This window comes from Paraburkholderia terricola, from assembly GCF_900142195.1.
GTDB lineage: Bacteria > Pseudomonadota > Gammaproteobacteria > Burkholderiales > Burkholderiaceae > Paraburkholderia > Paraburkholderia terricola.
Genome location: NZ_FRAB01000011.1, coordinates 55,076 through 74,983 on the forward strand (window position 1 = coordinate 55,076; position 19,908 = coordinate 74,983).

The 19,908-nt window shown below is 64.3% G+C and carries 20 protein-coding genes; 15 read left to right on the top strand and 5 right to left on the bottom strand.

Annotation, left to right across the window (positions count from 1 at the left end; genetic code table 11):
- The first annotated feature begins 12 nt into the window (after positions 1–12).
- From cpaB to BUE39_RS12015, 11 genes are all read left to right on the top strand, one after another.
- Positions 13–846 (top strand): Flp pilus assembly protein CpaB, encoded by an 834-nt coding sequence (gene cpaB, locus BUE39_RS11965; protein WP_073428878.1) that lies wholly within the window; start codon positions 13–15, stop codon positions 844–846.
- A 104-nt stretch (positions 847–950) separates the two neighbouring features.
- Positions 951–2,963 (top strand): type II and III secretion system protein family protein, encoded by a 2,013-nt coding sequence (locus tag BUE39_RS11970; RefSeq protein WP_073428879.1) that lies wholly within the window; start codon positions 951–953, stop codon positions 2,961–2,963.
- Positions 2,964–2,984: 21 nt separating this feature from the next.
- The gene (locus BUE39_RS11975) at positions 2,985–3,287 is read left to right on the top strand and encodes a hypothetical protein (RefSeq protein WP_073428880.1); all 303 of its coding nucleotides are present in this window, start codon (positions 2,985–2,987) and stop codon (positions 3,285–3,287) included.
- 24 nt (positions 3,288–3,311) lie between these two features.
- Positions 3,312–4,574, top strand: a complete 1,263-nt coding sequence (locus BUE39_RS11980; RefSeq protein WP_073428881.1) for a pilus assembly protein TadG-related protein — start codon at positions 3,312–3,314, stop codon at positions 4,572–4,574.
- 38 nt (positions 4,575–4,612) lie between these two features.
- Positions 4,613–5,122, top strand: a complete 510-nt coding sequence (locus BUE39_RS11985; protein ID WP_084561398.1) for a TadE/TadG family type IV pilus assembly protein — start codon at positions 4,613–4,615, stop codon at positions 5,120–5,122.
- On the top strand, positions 5,119–5,583 hold the full coding sequence (locus BUE39_RS11990) for a TadE/TadG family type IV pilus assembly protein (protein ID WP_073428883.1): 465 nt from the start codon (positions 5,119–5,121) through the stop codon (positions 5,581–5,583). Before BUE39_RS11985 ends, BUE39_RS11990 begins: the two co-directional genes overlap by 4 nt.
- Positions 5,584–5,609: 26 nt before the next feature.
- On the top strand, positions 5,610–6,818 hold the full coding sequence (locus BUE39_RS11995) for an AAA family ATPase (RefSeq protein WP_073428884.1): 1,209 nt from the start codon (positions 5,610–5,612) through the stop codon (positions 6,816–6,818).
- Positions 6,819–6,839: 21 nt separating this feature from the next.
- Positions 6,840–8,207 carry a CpaF family protein gene (locus tag BUE39_RS12000; RefSeq protein WP_073428885.1) on the top strand — a complete coding sequence of 456 codons (1,368 nt, stop codon included), beginning with the start codon at positions 6,840–6,842 and terminating at the stop codon, positions 8,205–8,207.
- 51 nt (positions 8,208–8,258) lie between these two features.
- Entirely contained in the window at positions 8,259–9,236 is a 978-nt protein-coding gene (locus tag BUE39_RS12005) for a type II secretion system F family protein (RefSeq protein WP_073428886.1), read from the top strand.
- 49 nt (positions 9,237–9,285) lie between these two features.
- Complete coding sequence (locus BUE39_RS12010; RefSeq protein WP_073428887.1) at positions 9,286–10,251, top strand: type II secretion system F family protein; 966 nt, start codon at positions 9,286–9,288, stop codon at positions 10,249–10,251.
- Between the two features lie 173 nt (positions 10,252–10,424).
- On the top strand, positions 10,425–11,891 hold the full coding sequence (locus BUE39_RS12015) for a sigma-54 dependent transcriptional regulator (RefSeq protein ID WP_176035742.1): 1,467 nt from the start codon (positions 10,425–10,427) through the stop codon (positions 11,889–11,891).
- 46 nt (positions 11,892–11,937) lie between these two features.
- On the opposite strand, the gene BUE39_RS12020 is transcribed toward BUE39_RS12015, so the two are convergent.
- The 5 genes from BUE39_RS12020 to BUE39_RS12040 form a co-directional block, all read right to left on the bottom strand.
- A complete protein-coding gene (locus tag BUE39_RS12020) occupies positions 11,938–12,531 on the bottom strand; it encodes a PqiC family protein (protein WP_073428888.1) in 594 nt (197 codons plus the stop codon).
- Positions 12,531–14,144: a PqiB family protein gene (locus tag BUE39_RS12025; protein WP_412534860.1), complete on the bottom strand. Its 1,614-nt coding sequence runs from the start codon at positions 14,142–14,144 to the stop codon at positions 12,531–12,533. The genes BUE39_RS12020 and BUE39_RS12025 overlap by 1 nt, the downstream gene beginning before the upstream one ends.
- Positions 14,137–15,402, bottom strand: coding sequence for a paraquat-inducible protein A (locus BUE39_RS12030; protein WP_073428996.1), 1,266 nt, complete (start codon positions 15,400–15,402; stop codon positions 14,137–14,139). Before BUE39_RS12030 ends, BUE39_RS12025 begins: the two co-directional genes overlap by 8 nt.
- A gap of 147 nt (positions 15,403–15,549) precedes the next feature.
- Complete coding sequence (locus BUE39_RS12035) at positions 15,550–16,212, bottom strand: DUF3313 domain-containing protein (RefSeq protein WP_073428889.1); 663 nt, start codon at positions 16,210–16,212, stop codon at positions 15,550–15,552.
- Positions 16,213–16,345: 133 nt separating this feature from the next.
- Positions 16,346–16,993, bottom strand: coding sequence for a TetR/AcrR family transcriptional regulator (locus tag BUE39_RS12040; RefSeq protein WP_073428890.1), 648 nt, complete (start codon positions 16,991–16,993; stop codon positions 16,346–16,348).
- Between the two features lie 246 nt (positions 16,994–17,239).
- Between BUE39_RS12040 and BUE39_RS12045 the strand changes: the two genes are divergently transcribed.
- The 4 genes from BUE39_RS12045 to arsH are packed head-to-tail and all read left to right on the top strand — an operon-like array spanning position 17,240 to position 19,857.
- Positions 17,240–17,602 (top strand): ArsR/SmtB family transcription factor, encoded by a 363-nt coding sequence (locus tag BUE39_RS12045; RefSeq protein WP_073428891.1) that lies wholly within the window; start codon positions 17,240–17,242, stop codon positions 17,600–17,602.
- Positions 17,589–18,674: an ACR3 family arsenite efflux transporter gene (gene arsB, locus BUE39_RS12050; protein WP_073428892.1), complete on the top strand. Its 1,086-nt coding sequence runs from the start codon at positions 17,589–17,591 to the stop codon at positions 18,672–18,674. Before BUE39_RS12045 ends, arsB begins: the two co-directional genes overlap by 14 nt.
- Positions 18,671–19,096, top strand: coding sequence for an arsenate reductase (glutaredoxin) (gene arsC / locus BUE39_RS12055; protein ID WP_073428893.1), 426 nt, complete (start codon positions 18,671–18,673; stop codon positions 19,094–19,096). The genes arsB and arsC overlap by 4 nt, the downstream gene beginning before the upstream one ends.
- The gene (gene arsH, locus BUE39_RS12060; protein WP_073428894.1) at positions 19,093–19,857 is read left to right on the top strand and encodes an arsenical resistance protein ArsH; all 765 of its coding nucleotides are present in this window, start codon (positions 19,093–19,095) and stop codon (positions 19,855–19,857) included. Before arsC ends, arsH begins: the two co-directional genes overlap by 4 nt.
- The last annotated feature ends 51 nt before the right edge of the window (positions 19,858–19,908 follow it).

Here is a 19,908-nt window from a genome sequence, read left to right on the forward strand (position 1 = left end):
AGGAGTATCACCATGAAAAACAGTCGCGCTTTAGTCATGCTGGCCATCGCCGTCCTGGCGGGTCTCGCTGCCGTGGTCTTCGCCTCGCGGTGGCTGATGCAAACCTCGTCGAGCGCCATCACGCCGATCGCGGTCGCCGCGGGTGACGTCAATCTCGGCGAGCCGCTCAACGCCGGCCTGATCCGCACCGTCAACTGGCCGACGGGCAGCGTGCCGCCCGGCGCGTTCACCGATCCGAAAGCGCTGGAGGGCCGCGTCGTGCGCACGAGTCTCGGCCGCGGCGAGCCGGTGATCGAATCGAAGCTCGCGCCGATCGGCACCAAGGGCGGCCTGTCGGCCGTGATCGGCGAAGGCAACCGCGCGATCACGGTGCGCGTGAACGACGTGGTCGGCGTCGCGGGCTTCGCGCTGCCCGGCAATTACGTCGACGTGATCGTGAACACGCAGGAGCCGGGCAAGGCCGATCAGCAAAGCATCTCGAAGATCGTGCTGGAAAAGATCCTGGTGCTCGCGGTGGCGCAGCAGGTGAATCGCGACGATACCGCGCCGAAGGTCGTCAACGCCGTCACGCTCGAAGTCTCGCCCGTGCAGGCGGAAAAACTCGATCTGGCGCGCAGCGTCGGCACGCTCTCGCTCGTGCTGCGCAATCAGATCGACAAGGCCACGCTGCCGACCGTCGGCGCCACCAAATTCACCTTGCTCGGCACCTCCGCCGCCGTGCCCGCCTCGGCGCCGGCCGCCTTGCCGGTTCAGCCGGCGAAGGTGCGTTACGCCGCCCGGCCGGCCGTCAAGCGCGATTGCGTCGGCGTGCTCTCGGGTGTGCTGGGCAGTGTCGAATGTTTCTAAACCGGACGCGGCGGCATCCGCGAAGACGGAACGCCGCAGCTGACACCACCAAGCAAAGATCAGAAATCTCGATTCACAAGATGTCGGGAATGGGGGATGAAGAAATGAAAACGAAACTGGGGTTCTCATCCGGCGGCGCAAAGCGTGGCCGCTCGCTGGGTGGCGTCGTAGTCGCCTCGGCACTGTGCGCCGGATTACTGGTTGCGCAAGGCAGCATGGCGCAGGAAGCATTCGAGGGTCCGGCGCTCGCCAAAGCGCGGCCGAACACGCCCTTGCCGGGCGGCCGCGTGCCGGGGCAGATGATGCTCGCCGCGGCGCCGACGCCGGCCGGCGGATCGGCCGCGCCGCTGCGCGGCCCGGACTGCACCGGCGCGGTCCATGAGCAAACCAGCGTCGTCGTACCGGTCGGCAAGTCGGCCCTGCTGCCGCTCGCCGAAGCGGTCCGCAACCGCACGCTCGGCAATCCGACGATCGTGCAGGCGACGCTGGTATCGCCCCGCACGCTGTACCTCGTCGGCATGGCGGTCGGCACGACCAACATGATCGTGCAGGGACGCAGCGGCAGTTGCCAGATCATCGACGTGATCGTCAACATCGACGCCAACGGCGTGCAGCAATCGCTCGGGCAACTGTTGCCCGCGGAGCGCGGCATCCGCGTGTCGACCGCGGCGGGCAACCTGGTGCTCGGCGGCCACGTGTCGAGTTCGCCGGCTGCCCAGCAGGCGATGGAAATCGCCAAGGCTCACGCGAGCGCCCAGCCCACGCAGCAATCGCAGAGCGGCACCGGCACGATGGGCAACGGCAACAATGTGGCCCAGCAAAGCTCGAGCACCAGCAAACCCGCCGACGTCATCAACATGATGGTGGTGGATGCGCCGCAACAGGTGATGCTCGAAGTGAAGGTCGCCGAGGTGTCGAAGACGCTCATCAATCAGATGGGCGCCGCATTCAACATTCAGGGCGGCTTCGGTTCATGGAGCGGCGCGCTCGTGAGCAATCTGCTGGCCGGCGTAACCAGCTTCGCCGCGGGCAACAAGGCGAACAACCGGCCGTTCGGCTTCGCGGTCGACGCGCAGAAGACCGACGACCTCGTGAAGATTCTCGCCGAGCCGAATCTGGTCGCGATCAGCGGACAGGAAGCCACCTTCCTCGCGGGCGGCAAGATCTTCATTCCGGTGCCGCAGAGCAGCAGCACGGGCGCGACGACCATCACGCTGCAGGAAGAAGAATTCGGCGTGGGCCTGAAGTTCACGCCGACGGTGCTCGCCAATGGCCGCATCAGCCTGAAGGTCGCGCCCGAAGTCTCCGAGCTCTCGCCGACCGGCATCACGCTCAGCGCGACCAACGTGAGCGGCGTGTCGATCCTGCCGCTCATCACGACACGCCGCGCGTCCACGGTCGTGCAGATGAGCGACGGCGAATCGTTCGCAATCGGCGGGCTCATGAAGAGCAACGTCACCGGCGCGCTGAAGGCGGTGCCCGGCATCGGCGAAATTCCGGTGCTCGGTGCGCTGGCCCGCAGCACGTCGTTCCAGCAGGACCTGACCGAGCTGGTGTTCATCATCACGCCGCACCTCGTCAAGCCGCTGCAGACCGCGGACTATCCGCTGCCGACCGACAGCTTCTCGCCGGCCAACGCGGTCGATGTCTACGCCACCGGCAACATGGAAGGCCGTCATCCGAAGCTGAAAGCGCCGGCAGCGACCACCGCGCCCAGCGCCGCGACGCCGGAGAACGCAGCGCCTGGCAATGTCACACCTGCCGCATCCGCCGCCGCGCCTGCCAACGCCACACCCGCCGCCGCGCCTGCTACCGCACCCGCTACCGCGCCGGCTTCCGTGAAGCCGCAAGCACCGCAGCCCACGCCCGCGCCGGCGCGTCAGGAACCGACGGAAACCGTGCTGCGGCAGCCCGACGCGCCACCGGTCACGTCGGCCGCGGTGCCGGCGACGACGGTCACCGTGGAACCGCTGGCGGAGACGCCGACGCCATCCGCCGACTCCGCGCAGGCCGCTCGCGCCGCCCGCATCGAAAGCGCGGCGGCACGGATCGCCGCGCGCACGGCGAAGCAGGAAGTCGCGAAAGCGGACGCTTCGAGCAGCGCGCTCCAACATTGATGTGATGCCAAGGGGAATCTCATGAAACACCAACACTTTGCTTTCGCACGCTGGACCGCGCTCATCGTGCCGGTCTGCGCGGCGCTCAGCGGTTGCATGACCAGCACGCCGATCTGGGATGCGCATATCGGCGAGGCGCTGAAAAGCGTCACCCAGGCGCAGATCATCGATCCGCACGCGGCGGAACACGCGCAAGCGGCACAGGGCGTGGACGGCAAGGCCGCGGCCTCGGCGATGAACACCTACGACAAGTCGTTTCAACAACCCGTGCCGACACCGAATGCATTCGTCATCGGCGTCGGCAGCGGGGGCGGCAGCCAGTAACGACACCATGCACCGGGGGGCGTCATGTATCGCGTAAAACAATCAGGGGGATACCGCGCGGCTCGCCGCGGCGAACGCGGCGCGGTATCGATCATCGTCGCGGTGTCGCTGGTGGCGTTGATCGGCTTCGTGGGTCTCGCACTCGATCTCGGCAAGCTGTACGTCGCCAAGAGCGAGTTGCAGAACAGCGCCGATGCCTGCGCGCTGGCGGCCGCGCGCGATCTCACCGGCGCCACCGTCAATCTGTCCGTGCCCGAGGCCGCCGGCATCACGGCCGGCCACCTCAACTACGCGCTGTTTCAAAGCGGCGCGGTGCAACTGACGACCGACAGCAGCGTGCTGTTCAGCGATTCGCTGAGCAACCCGTTCCTGCCGAAGAGCGCCGTCGCCAGCCCGGCGAGCATGAAGTACGCCAAATGCACGACGTCGAAGTCGAACATCGCGCACTGGTTCATCCAGGTGCTCGGCGCATTCACCGGCGCGACCATCGCCAACGCGACGGTTTCCGCTTCGGCGGTCGCGACCGTCGGCGCGGCGCAAACCACCTGCGCGATTCCGGTCTTCATCTGCAAGCCGGGAACGGAGGTCACGCCGCCCATCGTGGGCGCGAGCTATACGATCGGGCAGTGGATCGCGTCGAAAAGCGGCTCCTCGCCGGCCAGCGGCCCCGGCAATTTTGGCTGGGCCGCCCTCGACGGCAGCAGCAATGCGGTCGCGATCAAGAACGAATTGACGGGGAATTTTTGCAGCCTGCCCGCGGTCGGCGCGAGCATCGGCTCGACCGGCAACAAGGTCGCCGACGCGGGTGCATGGAATACGCGCTTCGGGATCTACGGCACCTCGTTCAAGGGACCTCAGGACGGTGCGCCGGATTTCACGGGATATGCGTACACGGCGAGCACCTTTGGCGCACAGTTCAACGCCTATAGCGACTTCGTCAGCAAGCGCAACACGTTTCAGAGCTATCAGGGGGACAGTGGCCCCAATGGCTCCGGCGTCGACACCAAGGGCACGTACAGCGCTGGCAACTATCCGCTCGGTGCCGACCGGCGTCTCGCGCTCGCCCCCGAACTGGATTGCGGCACGCTGGCAAGCGCCCACAGCGCCCCGGTCGTGACGTGGGATTGCGTGCTGATGCTCGATCCGATGGGCTCCACCGGCACCGCCGGGCCTGTCCATCTCGAGTACCGCGGTTCGTCGTCGATGGCGGGAAGCCCGTGCGCGACCCAGGGCGTGCCGGGCTCCGGCAGCTCGGTCGGACCGCAAGTTCCCGTGCTGTTGCAATAGGGGCCGTCATGAAAAAACACTCTTCCCGTTTGGCGCGCATGCGCGGCGCGGCCGCGGTGGAATTCGCCATCGTGCTGATTCCGCTCGTCACGCTCGTGGCCGGCGTGGCCGAATTCGGTCACGCGATCTACCAGTACGAAGCGCTCACCAAGGCGACGCGCGACGCGGCCCGCTATCTGTCCACCTACCTGCCGACCGATAGCGCGTACCCGCTCGCGCAGGCTCAGTGCCTCGCCGTCTACGGCAGCACGACGTGCCCCTCGTCGGGCAGCGGAACCGAACTCGTGTCGGGCCTGACGACTTCGATGGTGGTCGTATGCGACAGCGCGCACACGAGCGGCTGCACCGATCCGTCCGACCCGCCGCAGTTCGCCAACGTCCCGACCTACGACAACGACAACGGCGTCGGCCCCTCGAACGCCGCCGGCAGCATCAACCTGGTCGAAGTGAAGATCGCCGGGTATCCGTACTCGCCGCTCCTCACCTACTTCAACCTGGTGGGCCTGACGTTCGGCAACATCGTTACCGTGATGAGGCAAGTGTCATGAACCCGCTACCGTTATCCGTATCGAGGCGGCTGCGCAAGCAGCGCGGCGCCGCCGTCGTGGAGTTCGCACTGGTTGCCGGCATTCTCTGCACGGTGCTGATCGGCATCTGCGAATTCAGCCGCGTGCTGTTTTACTGGAACACCGCGAGCGAGGCCGTGCGTCTCGGCGCGCGCACCGCCGTGGTGTGCGATGCCAACGCGGCGGTGATCAAGAGCAAGATGACCAGCCTATTGCCCTTGCTCGCCTCGTCCAACGTGAACGTCGCGTACACGCCGACCGGCTGCGACGCGGACCCCGCCACGGCGCGCAACACGTGCCGGCTCGTTACCGTCAGCGTCACCAACGTCAGCGTGCAAACCATGATTCCGTTCGTGCCGCTCACGCTCACGATGCCGCCGCTCACCACCACGCTGCCGCGCGAAAGCCTCGCGACGTCGACCGGCGGCACCGTCTGTCAATAACTTCCTATAACCAGGCCACCACGATCATGATCAACATTCTCATCACTTCGGAAGACGCCACGCGGCTCGCGCAAATCGTGCGTCTGATCGGCGAGTGCGGCAACTATCGCACCACGCGCGTGGCAGGCAGGCCGTCGTTGCTGATCGAGCGCGGCGACAGCCTGGACGCGTTCGACGTGCTGATCGTCGACGCCGCGTCGCTCGATGCCGCGGAGCTGCCGGTCGTCGCGAGGCTCTGCAGCGGGCGCACCCACGTCACCAGCATTCTGCTGATTCCCGACGCGTCGCCGCAGACGCTGATCGAAGCCATGCGCGCGGGCTTTCGCGACGTGCTCGGCTGGCCACTCGATCGCGCCTCGCTCGGCGACGCGCTCTCGCGCATCGAGAGTCAGCGGGCGCTCAATGGCGCGCACGAGACGCAGATCGTTTCGTTCCTGTCCTGCAAGGGCGGCGCGGGAACCAGCTTCATTGCCAGCAACGTCGCGCATGCGATCTCCGAAACGCAAAAAAAACGCGTGCTGCTAATCGACCTCAATCAGCTTTTCGGCGATGCCGCGTTTCTCGTGACCGAGGAAAAAGCGCCCTCCACGCTGCCGCAAATGTGCGCGCAGGTCGAGCGCATGGACGCGGCTTTCTTCGACGCCTGCCTCGTGCACGTGAGCGACACGTTCCACATCCTCGCCGGCGCGGGCGATCCGATCAAGGCGTCGGAGATCAAGGAAGAAAGGCTCGAATGGATCCTGGGCGTGGCCGTTCCGCGCTACGACATGGTGATCTTCGACCTCGGCCAGTCCGTGAACGCGCTCTCCATCCTCGCGCTCGATCGCAGCGACCAGATTCATCTCGTGCTGCAGGCAAGCATGCCGCACGTGCGAGCCGGCCGGCGTCTGCAGGAAATCCTCGCGTCGCTCGCCTATCCGGCCGACCGCACGCGGCTGCTGCTGAACCGCTACACGCGCCACGGCGAACGCGCGCGCGCCGCGCTCGAAGAAGTGCTCGGCATGCGGCCGTACCAGGTGATCCCGGAGGATACCGACACGGTATTGGAATCGGTGAATCACGGCGTGCCGATCACCAAGGTGAGCCGCACTAGCAGCGTGTCGCGCAGCCTGCTCGCGCTCGCCGGCAACATCGTCAGCCTCTCGGCGGGACCCGAAGGCAGCCGCGTCAAAAGCGAGCCGCTGCTGAGCCGCTTCTTCGGCCGCCAGCCGGCGCCGAAACTCAAGGCTATGTGATACACAACAGGGAGACACACCATGTCGCTGCGTGAACAGATTTCCGCTCAACGCGTGCAGCCGTTCGCCGAGCGCGAAAGCAGCCACCATTCGTCGAATCAGATGGCGCGGGGCGCTTACCAGAAGCTCAAACGCGAAATACATCAGTGCGTGCTCGAGCGCGTCGAACTCGAACGTCTCGCTCGCCTGCCGACCGATCAGGTCCGCCAGGAAATCGGCACGCTCATCACGCGCATTCTCGAAGAAGAGAAAGCGCCGGCCAACGATTTTGAACGCCGCCAACTGGTGATCGACGTGTACGACGAGATGTTCGGCTTCGGTCCGCTGGAAAGCCTGCTGCGCGATCCGACCGTGTCGGACATTCTGGTCAACACGTACCAGCACACTTACGTCGAACGCAAGGGTCGGCTCGAACTGACCGACGTGACGTTCTACGACGACACGCATCTGATGAAGGTGATCGAGAAGATCGTGTCGCGCGTCGGGCGCCGCATCGACGAATCGAGCCCGATGGTCGACGCGCGTCTGCCGGACGGCTCGCGCGTGAACGCGATCATTCCGCCCTCGGCGGTGGATGGACCGCTGCTCTCGATCCGGCGCTTCGCGGTCAATCCGTTGCAGGTCTCCGACATGATCGAGTTGCAAAGCCTGACGCCGCCGATGGCCGAGGTGCTCGATGCGCTGGCGCGCGCGAAGGTCAACGTGCTGGTGTCGGGCGGCACCGGCAGCGGCAAGACCACGCTGCTCAACGTGCTGTCGGGCTTCATTCCCGACGACGAACGCATCGTCACGATCGAGGACGCCGCCGAACTGCAGATGCGCCAGCAGCACGTGCTGCGGCTCGAAACACGCCCGCCGAACATCGAGGGGCGCGGCGAGATCACGCAGCGCACGCTGGTGCGCAACGCGCTGCGGATGCGGCCCGACCGCATCATTCTCGGCGAAGTGCGCGGGCCGGAAGCACTCGACATGCTCAACGCGATGAACACGGGTCACGAAGGATCGCTCGCCACGATCCACGCGAATACGCCGCGCGATGCGCTCACACGCCTCGAAAACATGATCAACCTGGGCGGCCTGTCGCTGCCGACCAAAACCATGCGCCAGCAGATTTCGTCGGCCATCTCGGTGGTGGTACAGGCGGCCCGCCTGACCGACGGACGCCGCAAGATCGTCAGCATCCAGGAGATCACCGGCATGGAAGGCGACATCGTCAACATGCAGGAAATCTTCACGTTCAAGCGGACCGGCATCGACGAAAACGGTTCGGTGCGCGGGTACTTTTGCGCGACCGGCGTGCGGCCCAAATTCGCCGAGCGCCTGCAGGCGTTCGGCATCAACCTGCCCGATCAGACCTACGATCCGGGACGGCACTTCGAAACCCGTTGATCCGGCGAGGCCGATCCGCTCATTGACTCGTCGCGGTCTCAGGAGACCTGCATGAACCCGATCTTCTACGCATTCGCCATCTTGCTGTTCCTCGCTGTCGTGCTCGCGCTCGAGGGCGGCTACCAGTGGTGGAACAATCGTCACGGCCCTTCCGCGCGCCGGATCGAATCGCGAATCCGCGCGTTGTCCGCCGGCGGCCAGGTGCATAAGGATCGCCTCACGATCCTGAAGAACCGCATGCTGAGCGAGTCCCAAACGCTCGACAAGCTGCTGATGCGGCTGCCGCGCATCCAGACGCTCGACCTGTGGATCCAGCAGTCGGGGCTCAAGTGGTCGATCGCGCGGCTGTTCGGCGCGAGCCTCGTGCTGCCGGCCGCCGTGCTCGGGGCGGCCACGTTCGCACCGGTGCCGACGCTGTTCGCCGCGCTCGGCGCGCTCACCACCTCGGCGATTCCGTTCCTGTACGTGAGCCGGCGGCGCAGCAAGCGGCTGCGTCAACTCGAACGCCAGTTGCCCGACGTCGCCGACATGATCAGCCGCGCGCTGCGCGCGGGGCATGCGTTCTCGGGCGCGATCGGCATGGTGAGCACCGAGTTCGCCGAGCCGATGGGCGGCGAATTCCGCATCACGTTCGACGAGATCAACTACGGCGTCTCGCTGAACGAAGCCCTGTTGAATCTGGCGACGCGCGTGCCGGTTCGCGATCTGCGCTACTTCGTGATCGCCGTGCTGATCCAGCGGGAAACGGGCGGCAATCTCGCCGAGGTGCTGGACGGCATCGCGACGCTGATCCGCGAGCGCCTCAAGCTGTTCGACAAGATCCGCGTGCTGTCGGCCGAGGGCAAGCTGTCGGCGTGGATCCTCGGCCTGCTGCCGTTCGTCACCGCCGGCTTCATGATGGTCCTGAACCCCAGCTTTCTCGACGTGCTGTGGCAGGACCCGGCCGGCATCAAGATGCTGCAGACGCTGGCCTTCTCCATGCTGTTCGGCGTGATGTGGATGCGGCGCATCGTGAAGATTCGCGTCTGACGCGCCCGCCTCGCAGGCGTGTCGCGTAACAAGATACCAGGGAGTTGTCATGCAAACGCTCGACTCGATGCATATGCTGTTGCTAGCCGGTCTTTTCGCCGTGGTGTTCGGCGCGGCATTCGCCGCGATGCTGCTGCTCTCGCCACGCGATATGCGCCGGCGCATCGAGCAGGCGGGCGGCGCGAACCTGCCCATGTCCGAACCCGGCAGTACGTCGACCGGGTCCGCCTGGCTCGAAAAGCTCGCGGAGATTTCGCAGCCGATCTCGAAGCTGTCGATCCCGGCCGAAGGCTGGGAAAACTCGGCGCTGCGCGTGCAAATGATGAACGCGGGCTGGCGCACGCAGGGAGCCGCCGCGCTTTATTTCGCCGCCAAGACCATCCTTGCGCTCGCGTTGCCGCTGATCGCGCTCGTGTTGCTGTCCAATACGTCGTTCTTCGCGCAACAGTACATGTTCATGGGCACGCTCGCGCTGCTCGCCGCGTTCGGCTACTACCTGCCGAACGTGGTGCTGACGCGGCGCATCGCGTGGCGCAAGCGAACCATCTTCGAGGATTTCCCCGACGCGCTCGATCTGCTGACCGTGTGCGTCGAAGCGGGTCTCAGCCTCGACGCGGGCTTGATGAAAGTGGCGGGAGAAATCGAATTGCGCAGCCCGGTGGTCGCGAGCGAACTGCAACTCATGCTGCTCGAAATGCGCTCCGGGTTTACCAAGGAAAAGGCGCTACGCAATCTCTCGCTGCGCACGGGCGTCGAGGATGTCGATTCGTTTTGCGCGATGCTGGTGCAGGCCGAACGGTTCGGCACCAGCATCGGCTCGTCGTTGCGCGTGCTGTCGGACACGCTGCGCACGCGCCGGCGGATGCGGGCCGAGGAACAGGCTGCGAAGATCGCGCTGAAATTGCTGTTTCCGCTGATCTTCTGCATCTTTCCCGCGCTGCTCACGGTTCTGCTCGGGCCCGCGTTCATCCACATCTACCGGGTGTTGCTGCCCACGTTGAGCGGCGGCGGTTAGAAGGTGCTCGAACCGGCGGTGTGCATCGGGTGTTCGTGCATCGCAGGTCGCCGGGGAAAGTACCGATACGTCCAGGGGCGAATCCGGACGTTATTGCTGAGGGGGCGTTTCACGCTCCTCGCGGCAACAGGTGTGCGGGCGCGCACCGACGCGAGAATGAAGGGGGACGTACCGTGCGAAAGTCATCCGAGCGCGCTGCAACGGTCGTCTGCGCGACGGCCGGTCCGGCCGAGCCGGCTCCCGCGCGCCTGCCCGACACTCGGCGCCGTCTGATCTGTGTTGCTCGCACGCCGGACGACGCGCTTCTCGCGGACCTGCGCGCGGCCGGCTGGGACGTGGTCGTGGCGAAAACCCCCGCCAGCGCCGAGGCCGCGACGAGAAAGACCGGCGCCGCCGCCGGACTCATCGATTTCGACGGCTTCACGCTGCGCTACTTTTCCGTGCTCAAGGCCTGCCTGAGCCAAACCGCGATCGGCTGGGTAGCGGTCACGGCCGATGGTCAGGCGGCCAGCAAGCCGGTGCGCGAGCTGATCCGCAATTACTGTTTCGACTACGTCACGCTGCCGCTGCCGCGCGAATCGATCGCGCGCGTGCTCGGGCACGCTCGGGGCATGGCGGCATTGGATTACCTCGACACCGCCGCCGGAACCCCGCTCGCGGACGACGACGAGATGGTGGGCAATTGCGAGGCCATGCGGCAGCTATTCAGCACCATCCGCAAGGTCGCCAACACGAGCGCCAGCGTGTTCATTTCCGGCCAGTCCGGCACCGGCAAGGAACTCACCGCGCTCGCGATCCACCGTCGCTCGCCGCGCCGCAAGGCGCCGTTCGTGGCGATCAATTGCGGCGCGATCGCCCACAATCTTCTCCAGTCCGAGTTGTTCGGTTATGAACGCGGTGCGTTTACGGGAGCGGACCGGCGCAAGATAGGCCGCATCGAATCGGCCAACGGCGGCACGCTGTTTCTCGACGAAATCGGCGACATGCCGCTCGAAGCGCAAGCGAGCCTGCTGCGCTTCCTGCAGGAAGGCAAGATCGAGCGGCTCGGCGGCAATGAGCCGATTGCGGTCGACATCCGCATCATTTCAGCGACTCACGTCGACCTCGAAGCGGCGATAGAAGACGGACGCTTTCGCGCCGACCTGTTCCATCGCCTGTGCGTGCTGCGCGTGGACGAACCGCCGCTGAACCAGCGCGGCGCGGATATCGAAGTGCTCGCGCACCACGTTCTGCAGAAGTACAAGACCGACAGCACGCACAAGATTCATGGCTTCACGCCGTCGGCGATCGAGGCCATGTGCCACTATCACTGGCCCGGCAACGTGCGCGAGTTGATCAATCGCGTGCGCCATGCGCTCGTGATGGCCGAAGGCCGGCTGCTGACGCCGCACGACCTCGATCTCGAATCGCCTGCCGACAGGAGAACCGCGACGCTCGACCATATCCGCGAAACGGCCGAGCGCGGCGCGATCGAAACCGCCTTGCGGCGCTACAACAACCGGCTGGGCGAAGCCGCGACGGCGCTCGGCATCTCGCGCGTCACGCTGTATCGGCTGATGACCGCGTATGGCATGCGCGATGCGGCGGGCGCGGCGGTGGACCATGCGGATGACGAGTCCGATGGGAAGATGTCCGCGTGAATGGTTGCTGGTTGGTTGCTCGCTGGTGCGCAAGTGCTTCAGAAGTTCATGACGGCATGAGCGATTGCGCCGCCACCGCGACATCTCTCGCCACCGACGCGAGCGCTCGACTGTGCGCCTCGATCAGCGCGTCGTAGCCTGGCCCATTTGCCGACTCGCGCACGACCGAGCGCCCGTTCACTCTCCGTGCTCCCTTCGGCGCACGCACTGACCACATCACGGCCAGCGTTACCGTGCCGTCCGCCAAGGAATCGAAGCTCTGCACGTCGATCGACACGCGGTAGGCGTCATCGTCCACGCGCTGCGGATACGTGGAGATCATCGCGCCCGGCATGAGCCGCGTGAGATCCGCGGCGAGCACGCGCGGAATCTGACTCTTCAATGGCTCGGCCCAGCGGGCGAACTCGTTTATCGACACGCGGTTCGCATCCAGCCTCGAAACGATTTGCGGCCGATCGACCAGGTCGGGCACTGTAACCGGGTCGATAGCAATCTGAATCGCGATCGCATTGGCGCCTTGCGGCGGCGCGACAGCCTGAACCGGACTCAACGTATAGAACCTCGACGCCGGCGAGGTCGCGCATCCCGCCAGAAGCATCGGCACGAACACGCCCAGCAGTAGCGTTGCATATCGACGCATTACCTGTCCTCGACCTTGCCGCGCAGCAGCGCTTCCGGGTGGCGTTGCAGGTACTCCGCCAGCGAGCGGAACGAGGCCGCGGTGCGCGACAACTCGCGCATGGTCTCGGCGCTGCTCTGCTGCAAGGGCGAGTCGCTTTGCAACGCGCGATTCGCCGACGTGAGCGCTTCGCGCGCCGCGCTTAGCGTCGCCTTGGCGTCGGGCGCGAGATCGGTGCTGATCGTATTCATCAGCGTGTCCGCGTCAGTGAGCGTTTTGCGCAGATCATGGCTGATGCCCTCGAATGGAATCCTGTTCAACGTCGCCACGAGCGTGGTGATCGAGTCTTGCAAACTCTGCAAGTTGCCCGGCACGGTCGGCAATTGGGGCGTCTTTTTGCTCCAGTCCATGCTCGCCTTCGGTGACGCGGGGAAGAAATCGATCGCGACATAGAGTTGGCCTGTCAGCAGGCTCGCTGTTCTCAGTTGCGCACGCATTCCTTTTGTCACGAGGTAGTCCGCAAACGCCTTGCGCTCCGACGGTATTCGCCCGACGGCGCTTCCTGCGTCATCGCGAGAAATCAAACGCTCGGGGAAAATGCTGACTTCCACCGGGATATCGAACGCCTTTGTCGCCGGATCAAAATGCGAGCTGATCGCCGACACCTCGCCGATGACGATACCGCGGAAGTCAACCGGCGCGCCGAGGGTCAAGCCGCGCACGGATTCCTTGAAGTTCAGCACGTATTTATCAACGATTGCGTCGTGCCGTTTCATCGCCTCGGCACGGTCGGCGAAAAGTTTGTACTCGTGCCGCGCCTCTGCTTCGATTCGGGGCGTCGCGTCAGGCGGAGTCTCGAATGCGAGGCCGCCAATCAGAAGCGACACCATCGATTCGGTGTTGATCTTCACGCCGCTCGCATCCAGCGTCATATCCACGCCGCTGGCGTGCCAGAAGCGGCTGTCGCTGGTGACGTACTTGTCGTAGGGCGCATTAATGAAAACGTGCAGCGTCATGCCGACGCCGTCCGCGTCGAGCGCGTATGAAACGATCTGCCCGACCTGAAGGCGCCGGAAAAAAACCGGCGAGCCGATATCGAGTGAACCGAGGTTCTCGCTCTTCAACACGAACTCCCGCCCCGGCGTGCCCGATGCGAGAACCGGTGGCGACTCCAGTCCGACGAAATCGCCACGCGCTGTTTTCGAAGTGCCGATATCCATGCCGATGCGAGAGCCGGTCAATATCGTTCCGATACCCGATACCGTACCGCCGGCAATGCGCGGCCGGACAACCCAGAACCGCGTATCGTCGACGAGCATGCTGGAAGCGTTGCGCGACATCTCCGCGCTGGCCAGCACGGTTTTGTGGTCGTCGGAAAGCTCGACGCTTTTGATGATGCCCACGTCGACGTTCTTGAACTTGATCCTGGTCTTGCCGGCCTCGATGCCCTCACCGGTGGAAAAGCGGATCGTGACGGTCGGGCCCGTTTGCATCACGGAACGCACCATCAGCCAACCGGCAACGAGTACGGCGATCAGCGGCACCAGCCAGATCAGTTGAATGCGCCACTTCGGTGGTTCAATCGCGACGGCTTCGGGAATAGCGGTTCCGTTCTGCGCTGACGATCTATTCACCTTCCGGCTCCACGGCGTCCCATATCAGCCGGGGATCGAACGACAGCGCGGCGAACATGGTGAGCACCACGACCGCGCCGAATGCGATGGCGCCAGGACCCGCATCGACCGTGGCAACGGTGCCGAACTGCACGAACGCAACCAGAATGGTAATGACGTAAATATCGAGCATCGACCAGCGGCCGACCCTCTCCACGACGCGGTAAATACGCGTTCGCGTGTGTGGAATCAGCGGAGAGCGCAACTGGGTACTCCACGCGAGGTAGACCAACGACAGAATCTTGAGCATGGGCACCACGATGCTTGCGACAAAAACGATAGCGGCAAGCGGCCACGACCCCGAGGTCCAGAGATAAACAACGCCGCTGAGGATGGTGTCCGATTGCGCACCGAACAGCGTACTGGTGACCATGACCGGCAACAGAACGGCCGGGATGTAAAGGATCATCGCGGCAAACAGAAATGCCCAGGTGCGCAAAAGACTATTGGGCTTGCGCAAATGCAGCGCGGCGCTGCAACGCGGGCAGGTTCCGAAGTGACCGCGGGCGAGCGGCTTCGACAGCAAGCCGCAATCGTGGCACACGAACAGACCCGCACGCGCGGCGGTCACTTGTGTGGCGTGGGAAGCGAGCGCAGGCGGCATGCCGCGGCCCTGCACCGCATCGAGGCGCGCCCATATATCGCGCGGATTGAATGTCACGGCCGCTGCCGCGAGCAGCACCATGACCGCGCCGAATGCCCAGATCGCGACGCCGGGCACTACCGAGGCAATGTGCTGCAGTTTGACGAGCGCGACCAGCATGCCGAGCATGAGCACTTCGATCATTCCCCACGGCGCAACATGGCGGAGCACGCGAAGCACGATCTCGGAACGTTGAGGCAGGCCTCCGATATGCAACGGTATGAGCACATAGATCACGGACGCGATGTTCAATGCCGGCATCAGAAGCGTTGTCACGAACACGAGGCCGGCAATCGGCCACATGCCGTCCAGGTAGAGCGAATAGGCCGCCCCGAAAAGCGTGGTTTCGACCAGCACGCCATTGACCCATAGGCCCACGATCGGAAAGCAGTTCGCCACCACGAACAGCACGGCGGCAGCCAGGGTGAGGGCGAGCGCGCGATCATAGGTTGCCGGCAAGCAGCGGTAGAGCGTTGCATTGCATCGCTGGCATCGCGCGACACCACCCTCGACGAGCGGCGTCTCCCACTGGAGAAAGTCGCATTCGTGACATGCAATCAATTTGGCTTTTTTCATTTTTTGCATTCGCTAGCGGCCGCACGCTCCGGGAAGCGCGCGCCTTATACCCGGCCGGCGCGGCCACGTTCATGCAGCGCCGTGGAGACCGGTCAATGCCGCGCGAGCCGGCCGCCTCGGCCGGTTATGTCGCGTGGCAAACCTGGTTCATTTGAATTGCGCGACGAGCGCGTCGGCCCCTTTATCGATGCCGGTTTTCGACGCGCTGAGCGATCCGAAACTCGCGCCCAGGTTGTACGGATTGGGGTATTGCTTCGTTACGTAGGCATTGAGCAGGCGGTTGGTCGAGGCGTCGTAGATTTCGACCGCATAGCTGACGGAGCCCGTGAAAGCGCCCTCTTTGCCACGGGCCGTTTGAACGACGTTGTAAATGCCGCCCGCAATGTCGAAGCGCGAAAAGGTGCTGATCACCGGCGTCGTGGTGGCCGCGCCCGTCAGCGTCAGCTTCACGCGCAGCGTGCTCAGGCCCGGCTCGTTCGCCAGTTCGAAACGCGTGCGCAGCTTGTCGGCAAACGTTGTTTGCATGTAACCGGCGAGGGCCGCTTTATCCTTGTCTTGCATGTCGCCGAACTGATTGTCGGCGCCACGGTAGATCACGACCGGATCGATGATCACCCGGCCGTACTTGCGCCAATCCACCTGAGTCGCAAAGCGATAAGGCACTCGCCCGGACTCATCCTGCTGATTCGGTTGCAACGAGGACGACGAGGCGATCCCCGAATACGCAACGGGCTTCACGCTCGAACAGCCGATCAAGGCGGTGCAAATGGCGGCAATCAGCAGATGCCGCGGCTTCATTGACTTATACATTCAGATCTCCAGTTTCGATTCCCTGTGGGGTACGGCAAATTACTTCGTTAAAACCAGCTATACGGTTTGTTTTGTATCTGAAGCTTGGGATTTGCCCGTGGCTGATGCCCGGCGACGCCTGAGTCAGAAGTTTTTAACGCTCAACAATCAATTCGCGTTCGTTTGGCGAAGTGCTGGAACGGCGCGATACAGGTACGGCGCGTGGCCCGCCTTTGACGTGAGCAATAGCCGACCACTGGCGTTCATCCAGCAGGCGATCGAACAACCGCGCACGCTCCTTTACCGAAAACGGACAAAGCCCCAGCAGAGCCGTCAATGCGAGGCCATTGGCCGCGGCCCAGCGCAGCAGCGCCAGGTCGGGATCGGCTGCCTCGCTCCTGATACGTTTGACCTTCGCCGCATTGCCCTTGCGAACGGGAGACAAAAGCGTCGGATCTTCCACGAGCGCGGCAAGTACGGCCAGGGCGACGGAGTGCGGCTGGGTAACCGTTTCACGCAATGTCGCGATCTGCGCCAATAGATCGGCTTCGCGCGCGGCGGAGCCGAGCGCAGCCAGATAGTCTCGGGAGAATTGCTCGAAGTACTCGGTCTGGTGGTCGAGCAACGCTCTCAGCACCTCGCTCTTGGTGCGGAACTGATGCATCAATCCACCCTTGCTCATGCCGCTTTCGCGCGCGATAGCATCAAACGTCAGACGTCCCGGACCGTCGCGAGCGACGATGGTGAGCGCCGCCTGAATGGCCGCGTGGCGAGAACGTTCTGAGCGGGTGGGGTTGTCCATTGTTCCTCTGGAAGCGCGATTGCAGGTTCACGCAGCCGCGCCAAAACATGCGCGAGCATCCGAGGACGCAGACTAACATCGGCGACTCCCTGTGTAAACCGTCCAGATGGTTTGTTTTATTGCTGAGGACGTGAACGATGTTCGCTTAACGGCGCCGCGCCGGTCGTCAATGGCCTGCATCGCCTCTTCGATTCGTCAATTCAAGAACTCTTGAAATGACGAAACAAATGGCTTATCGTGGCGGGCATGGACTCGAACCTCGTCGTCCGCGCCCTCGGCGCCCTCGCCCATGACTCGCGCCTCGCGATCTTTCGCCTGCTGGTGGTCGCCGGCCCGGGCGGCATGGCCGCCGGCGAGATTGCGCAGCAAGTCGGCCTTTCTCCATCGAGCCTGTCGTTTCACCTGAAGGATCTGTCTCACGCAGACCTGGTGAAGCCGCGGCAAGAGGGGCGGTTCGTTATTTATACGGCGAACTTCGACGCGATGACGGGGCTGATCGGCTTTCTCACCGACAACTGCTGCGCCGGCGCGACCTGTGCCGCGAGCGATTTGTCCGATTGCTGCGCCATCGGCGAAAAACCCGCAAAGGAACCCAATGAGCAGCACTGAAACGGCGAACGCCAGCGCTCGGCCGGCGATCGGTTTTTTCGAGCGCTATCTGACGGTGTGGGTGGCGCTGTGCATCGTCGGCGGCATCGCGCTCGGGCAAATGCTTCCGCAACTCTTTCAGGCGCTCGGCCGCATGGAAGTGGCGCAGGTCAATCTGCCGGTCGGCGTGCTGATCTGGGTGATGATCATTCCGATGCTGGTCAAGATCGACTTTGCCGCGATGACGCAGGTGAGAAGCCAGTGGCGCGGCATCGGCGTCACGCTGTTCGTGAACTGGTTCGTCAAGCCGTTCTCGATGGCGCTGCTCGGCTGGATCTTCATCCGCCATGTGTTCGCGCCGTGGCTCCCCGCCGATCAACTCGACAGCTACATCGCCGGCCTGATCCTGCTGGCGGCCGCGCCCTGCACGGCGATGGTGTTCGTCTGGTCGCAACTCTGCAAGGGCGATCCGTATTTCACGCTTTCGCAAGTGGCGTTGAACGACTCCATCATGATCGTGGCGTTTGCGCCGCTCGTCGCGCTGCTGCTCGGGCTGTCCGCCATTACGGTGCCGTGGGACACGCTGATCATTTCGGTGGCGCTGTACATCATCATTCCGGTCGTGCTCGCGCAATGGCTGCGCCGGCATCTGCTCGCGAAAGGCGAGGCGCATTTCCGGCGGACCGTCGCGCGCCTCGGCCCGTATTCGATCAGCGCGCTGCTCGCGACGCTCGTGCTGCTGTTCGCTTTTCAAGGACAGGCGATCGTCGATGAGCCGCTCGTCATCGCCATGCTCGCGGTGCCGATCCTGATCCAGGTGTTCTTCAATTCAGGCCTCGCCTATCTGCTCAATCGCCGGCTCGGCGTCGCGCATTGCGTCGCGGGTCCATCCAGTTTGATCGGCGCGAGCAATTTCTTCGAGCTTGCGGTGGCCACGGCCATCAGCCTGTTCGGCTTTCATTCGGGCGCGGCGCTGGCGACGGTGGTCGGCGTGCTGATCGAGGTGCCGGTCATGCTGCTGGTGGTCGGCGTCGTCAACCGTTCGCAGCACTGGTACGAAGCTAAACTCGGCAACAAGGGACAACCGCTATGAGCGTCACGATTTATCACAACCCGAATTGCGGCACGTCGCGCAATACGCTGGCCATGATCCGCAACGCCGGCATCGAGCCGGAAATCATCGAGTACCTGAAAACGCCGCCGAATCGCGAGACGCTGAAGGATCTGATCGCCCGCGCCGGCCTCACGGTACGCGCCGCGCTGCGTGAAAAGGGCACGCCCTACGCGGAACTGGGACTCGACGACGCGTCGTTGACCGACGAGCAACTACTCGACGCGATGCTGGCGCATCCGATCCTGATCAATCGCCCGTTCGTCGCGACGCCGCTCGGCGCGCGTCTGTGCCGGCCGTCCGAAATCGTGCTCGACATTTTGCCCGCCGCGCAAAAGGGTTCTTTCACGAAGGAAGACGGCGAACAGGTCATCGATAGCGAAGGACGGAGAACCCGCTCATGACGCAGGATCTTCCCAACGTCAGCGCCCCGCACCTCGACACGCCGGACTTGCAAAAGCTCGAAGCGCCCGTGGTTTCGCGACACGCGCCGCGGATTCTGCTGCTCTACGGCTCGCTGCGCCCCACGTCATACAGCCGGCTGCTCACGCTCGAAGCCGAACGCATTCTGCGTCATTTCGGCGCCGACACGCGCGTGTTCGATCCGCACGATCTGCCGATCGTGGACAGCGTGACAGCCGATCATCCGAAGGTGGCGGCGTTGCGCAAGCTCTCCGAGTGGTCGGAAGGACAGGTGTGGTGCAGCCCCGAGCGTCACGGCACGCTAACGGCCGTCTTCAAGAACCAGATCGACTGGCTGCCGCTCGAAAGCGGCGGCGTGCGTCCCACGCAAGGCCGCACGCTCGCGGTGATGCAGGTGTGCGGCGGCTCGCAATCGTTCAACGCGGTCAATGCGCTGCGGGTTCTGGGCCGCTGGATGCGCATGGTGACGATCCCCAATCAGTCGTCGGTGGCGAAGGCGTGGCAGGAGTTCGACGCCAGCGGCCGAATGAAACCCTCGGCTTACTACGATCGCGTGGTCGACGTGATGGAAGAGCTGTACAAGTTCACGCTGCTGGTGCGCGACCGTTCCGACTATCTGACCGATCGCTACAGCGAGCGGAAGGAGGCGCATCCCGAGCTTGCAACGACACTCGCGGCCGCGGCAATGAATCAGGAGTCGGTCAGCGCCAATGCGGACACCGACGACAGCGAAACGGAGTAACAGCGCTCGCTGCGGTGCAACCGGTCCGCTAGCGATACGTCTCGCCTCACG

Excerpts from the sequence above, each read along its gene's own strand:
- BUE39_RS12010 (WP_073428887.1), top strand. The coding sequence starts at position 9,286 with ATGCAAACGCTCGACTCGATGCATATGCTGTTGCTAGCCGGTCTTTTC.
- BUE39_RS11970 (WP_073428879.1), top strand. The coding sequence starts at position 951 with ATGAAAACGAAACTGGGGTTCTCATCCGGCGGCGCAAAGCGTGGCCGC.
- BUE39_RS11985 (WP_084561398.1), top strand. The coding sequence starts at position 4,613 with ATGCGCGGCGCGGCCGCGGTGGAATTCGCCATCGTGCTGATTCCGCTC.
- arsC (WP_073428893.1), top strand. The coding sequence starts at position 18,671 with ATGAGCGTCACGATTTATCACAACCCGAATTGCGGCACGTCGCGCAAT.
- BUE39_RS12005 (WP_073428886.1), top strand. The coding sequence starts at position 8,259 with ATGAACCCGATCTTCTACGCATTCGCCATCTTGCTGTTCCTCGCTGTC.
- arsB (WP_073428892.1), top strand. The coding sequence starts at position 17,589 with ATGAGCAGCACTGAAACGGCGAACGCCAGCGCTCGGCCGGCGATCGGT.
- cpaB (WP_073428878.1), top strand. The coding sequence starts at position 13 with ATGAAAAACAGTCGCGCTTTAGTCATGCTGGCCATCGCCGTCCTGGCG.
- BUE39_RS11995 (WP_073428884.1), top strand. The coding sequence starts at position 5,610 with ATGATCAACATTCTCATCACTTCGGAAGACGCCACGCGGCTCGCGCAA.
- BUE39_RS12045 (WP_073428891.1), top strand. The coding sequence starts at position 17,240 with ATGGACTCGAACCTCGTCGTCCGCGCCCTCGGCGCCCTCGCCCATGAC.
- BUE39_RS11980 (WP_073428881.1), top strand. The coding sequence starts at position 3,312 with ATGTATCGCGTAAAACAATCAGGGGGATACCGCGCGGCTCGCCGCGGC.
- BUE39_RS11990 (WP_073428883.1), top strand. The coding sequence starts at position 5,119 with ATGAACCCGCTACCGTTATCCGTATCGAGGCGGCTGCGCAAGCAGCGC.
- BUE39_RS12000 (WP_073428885.1), top strand. The coding sequence starts at position 6,840 with ATGTCGCTGCGTGAACAGATTTCCGCTCAACGCGTGCAGCCGTTCGCC.
- BUE39_RS12030 (WP_073428996.1), bottom strand. The coding sequence starts at position 15,402 with ATGAAAAAAGCCAAATTGATTGCATGTCACGAATGCGACTTTCTCCAG.
- BUE39_RS12035 (WP_073428889.1), bottom strand. The coding sequence starts at position 16,212 with ATGTATAAGTCAATGAAGCCGCGGCATCTGCTGATTGCCGCCATTTGC.
- arsH (WP_073428894.1), top strand. The coding sequence starts at position 19,093 with ATGACGCAGGATCTTCCCAACGTCAGCGCCCCGCACCTCGACACGCCG.
- BUE39_RS12040 (WP_073428890.1), bottom strand. The coding sequence starts at position 16,993 with ATGGACAACCCCACCCGCTCAGAACGTTCTCGCCACGCGGCCATTCAG.
- BUE39_RS12020 (WP_073428888.1), bottom strand. The coding sequence starts at position 12,531 with ATGCGTCGATATGCAACGCTACTGCTGGGCGTGTTCGTGCCGATGCTT.
- BUE39_RS11975 (WP_073428880.1), top strand. The coding sequence starts at position 2,985 with ATGAAACACCAACACTTTGCTTTCGCACGCTGGACCGCGCTCATCGTG.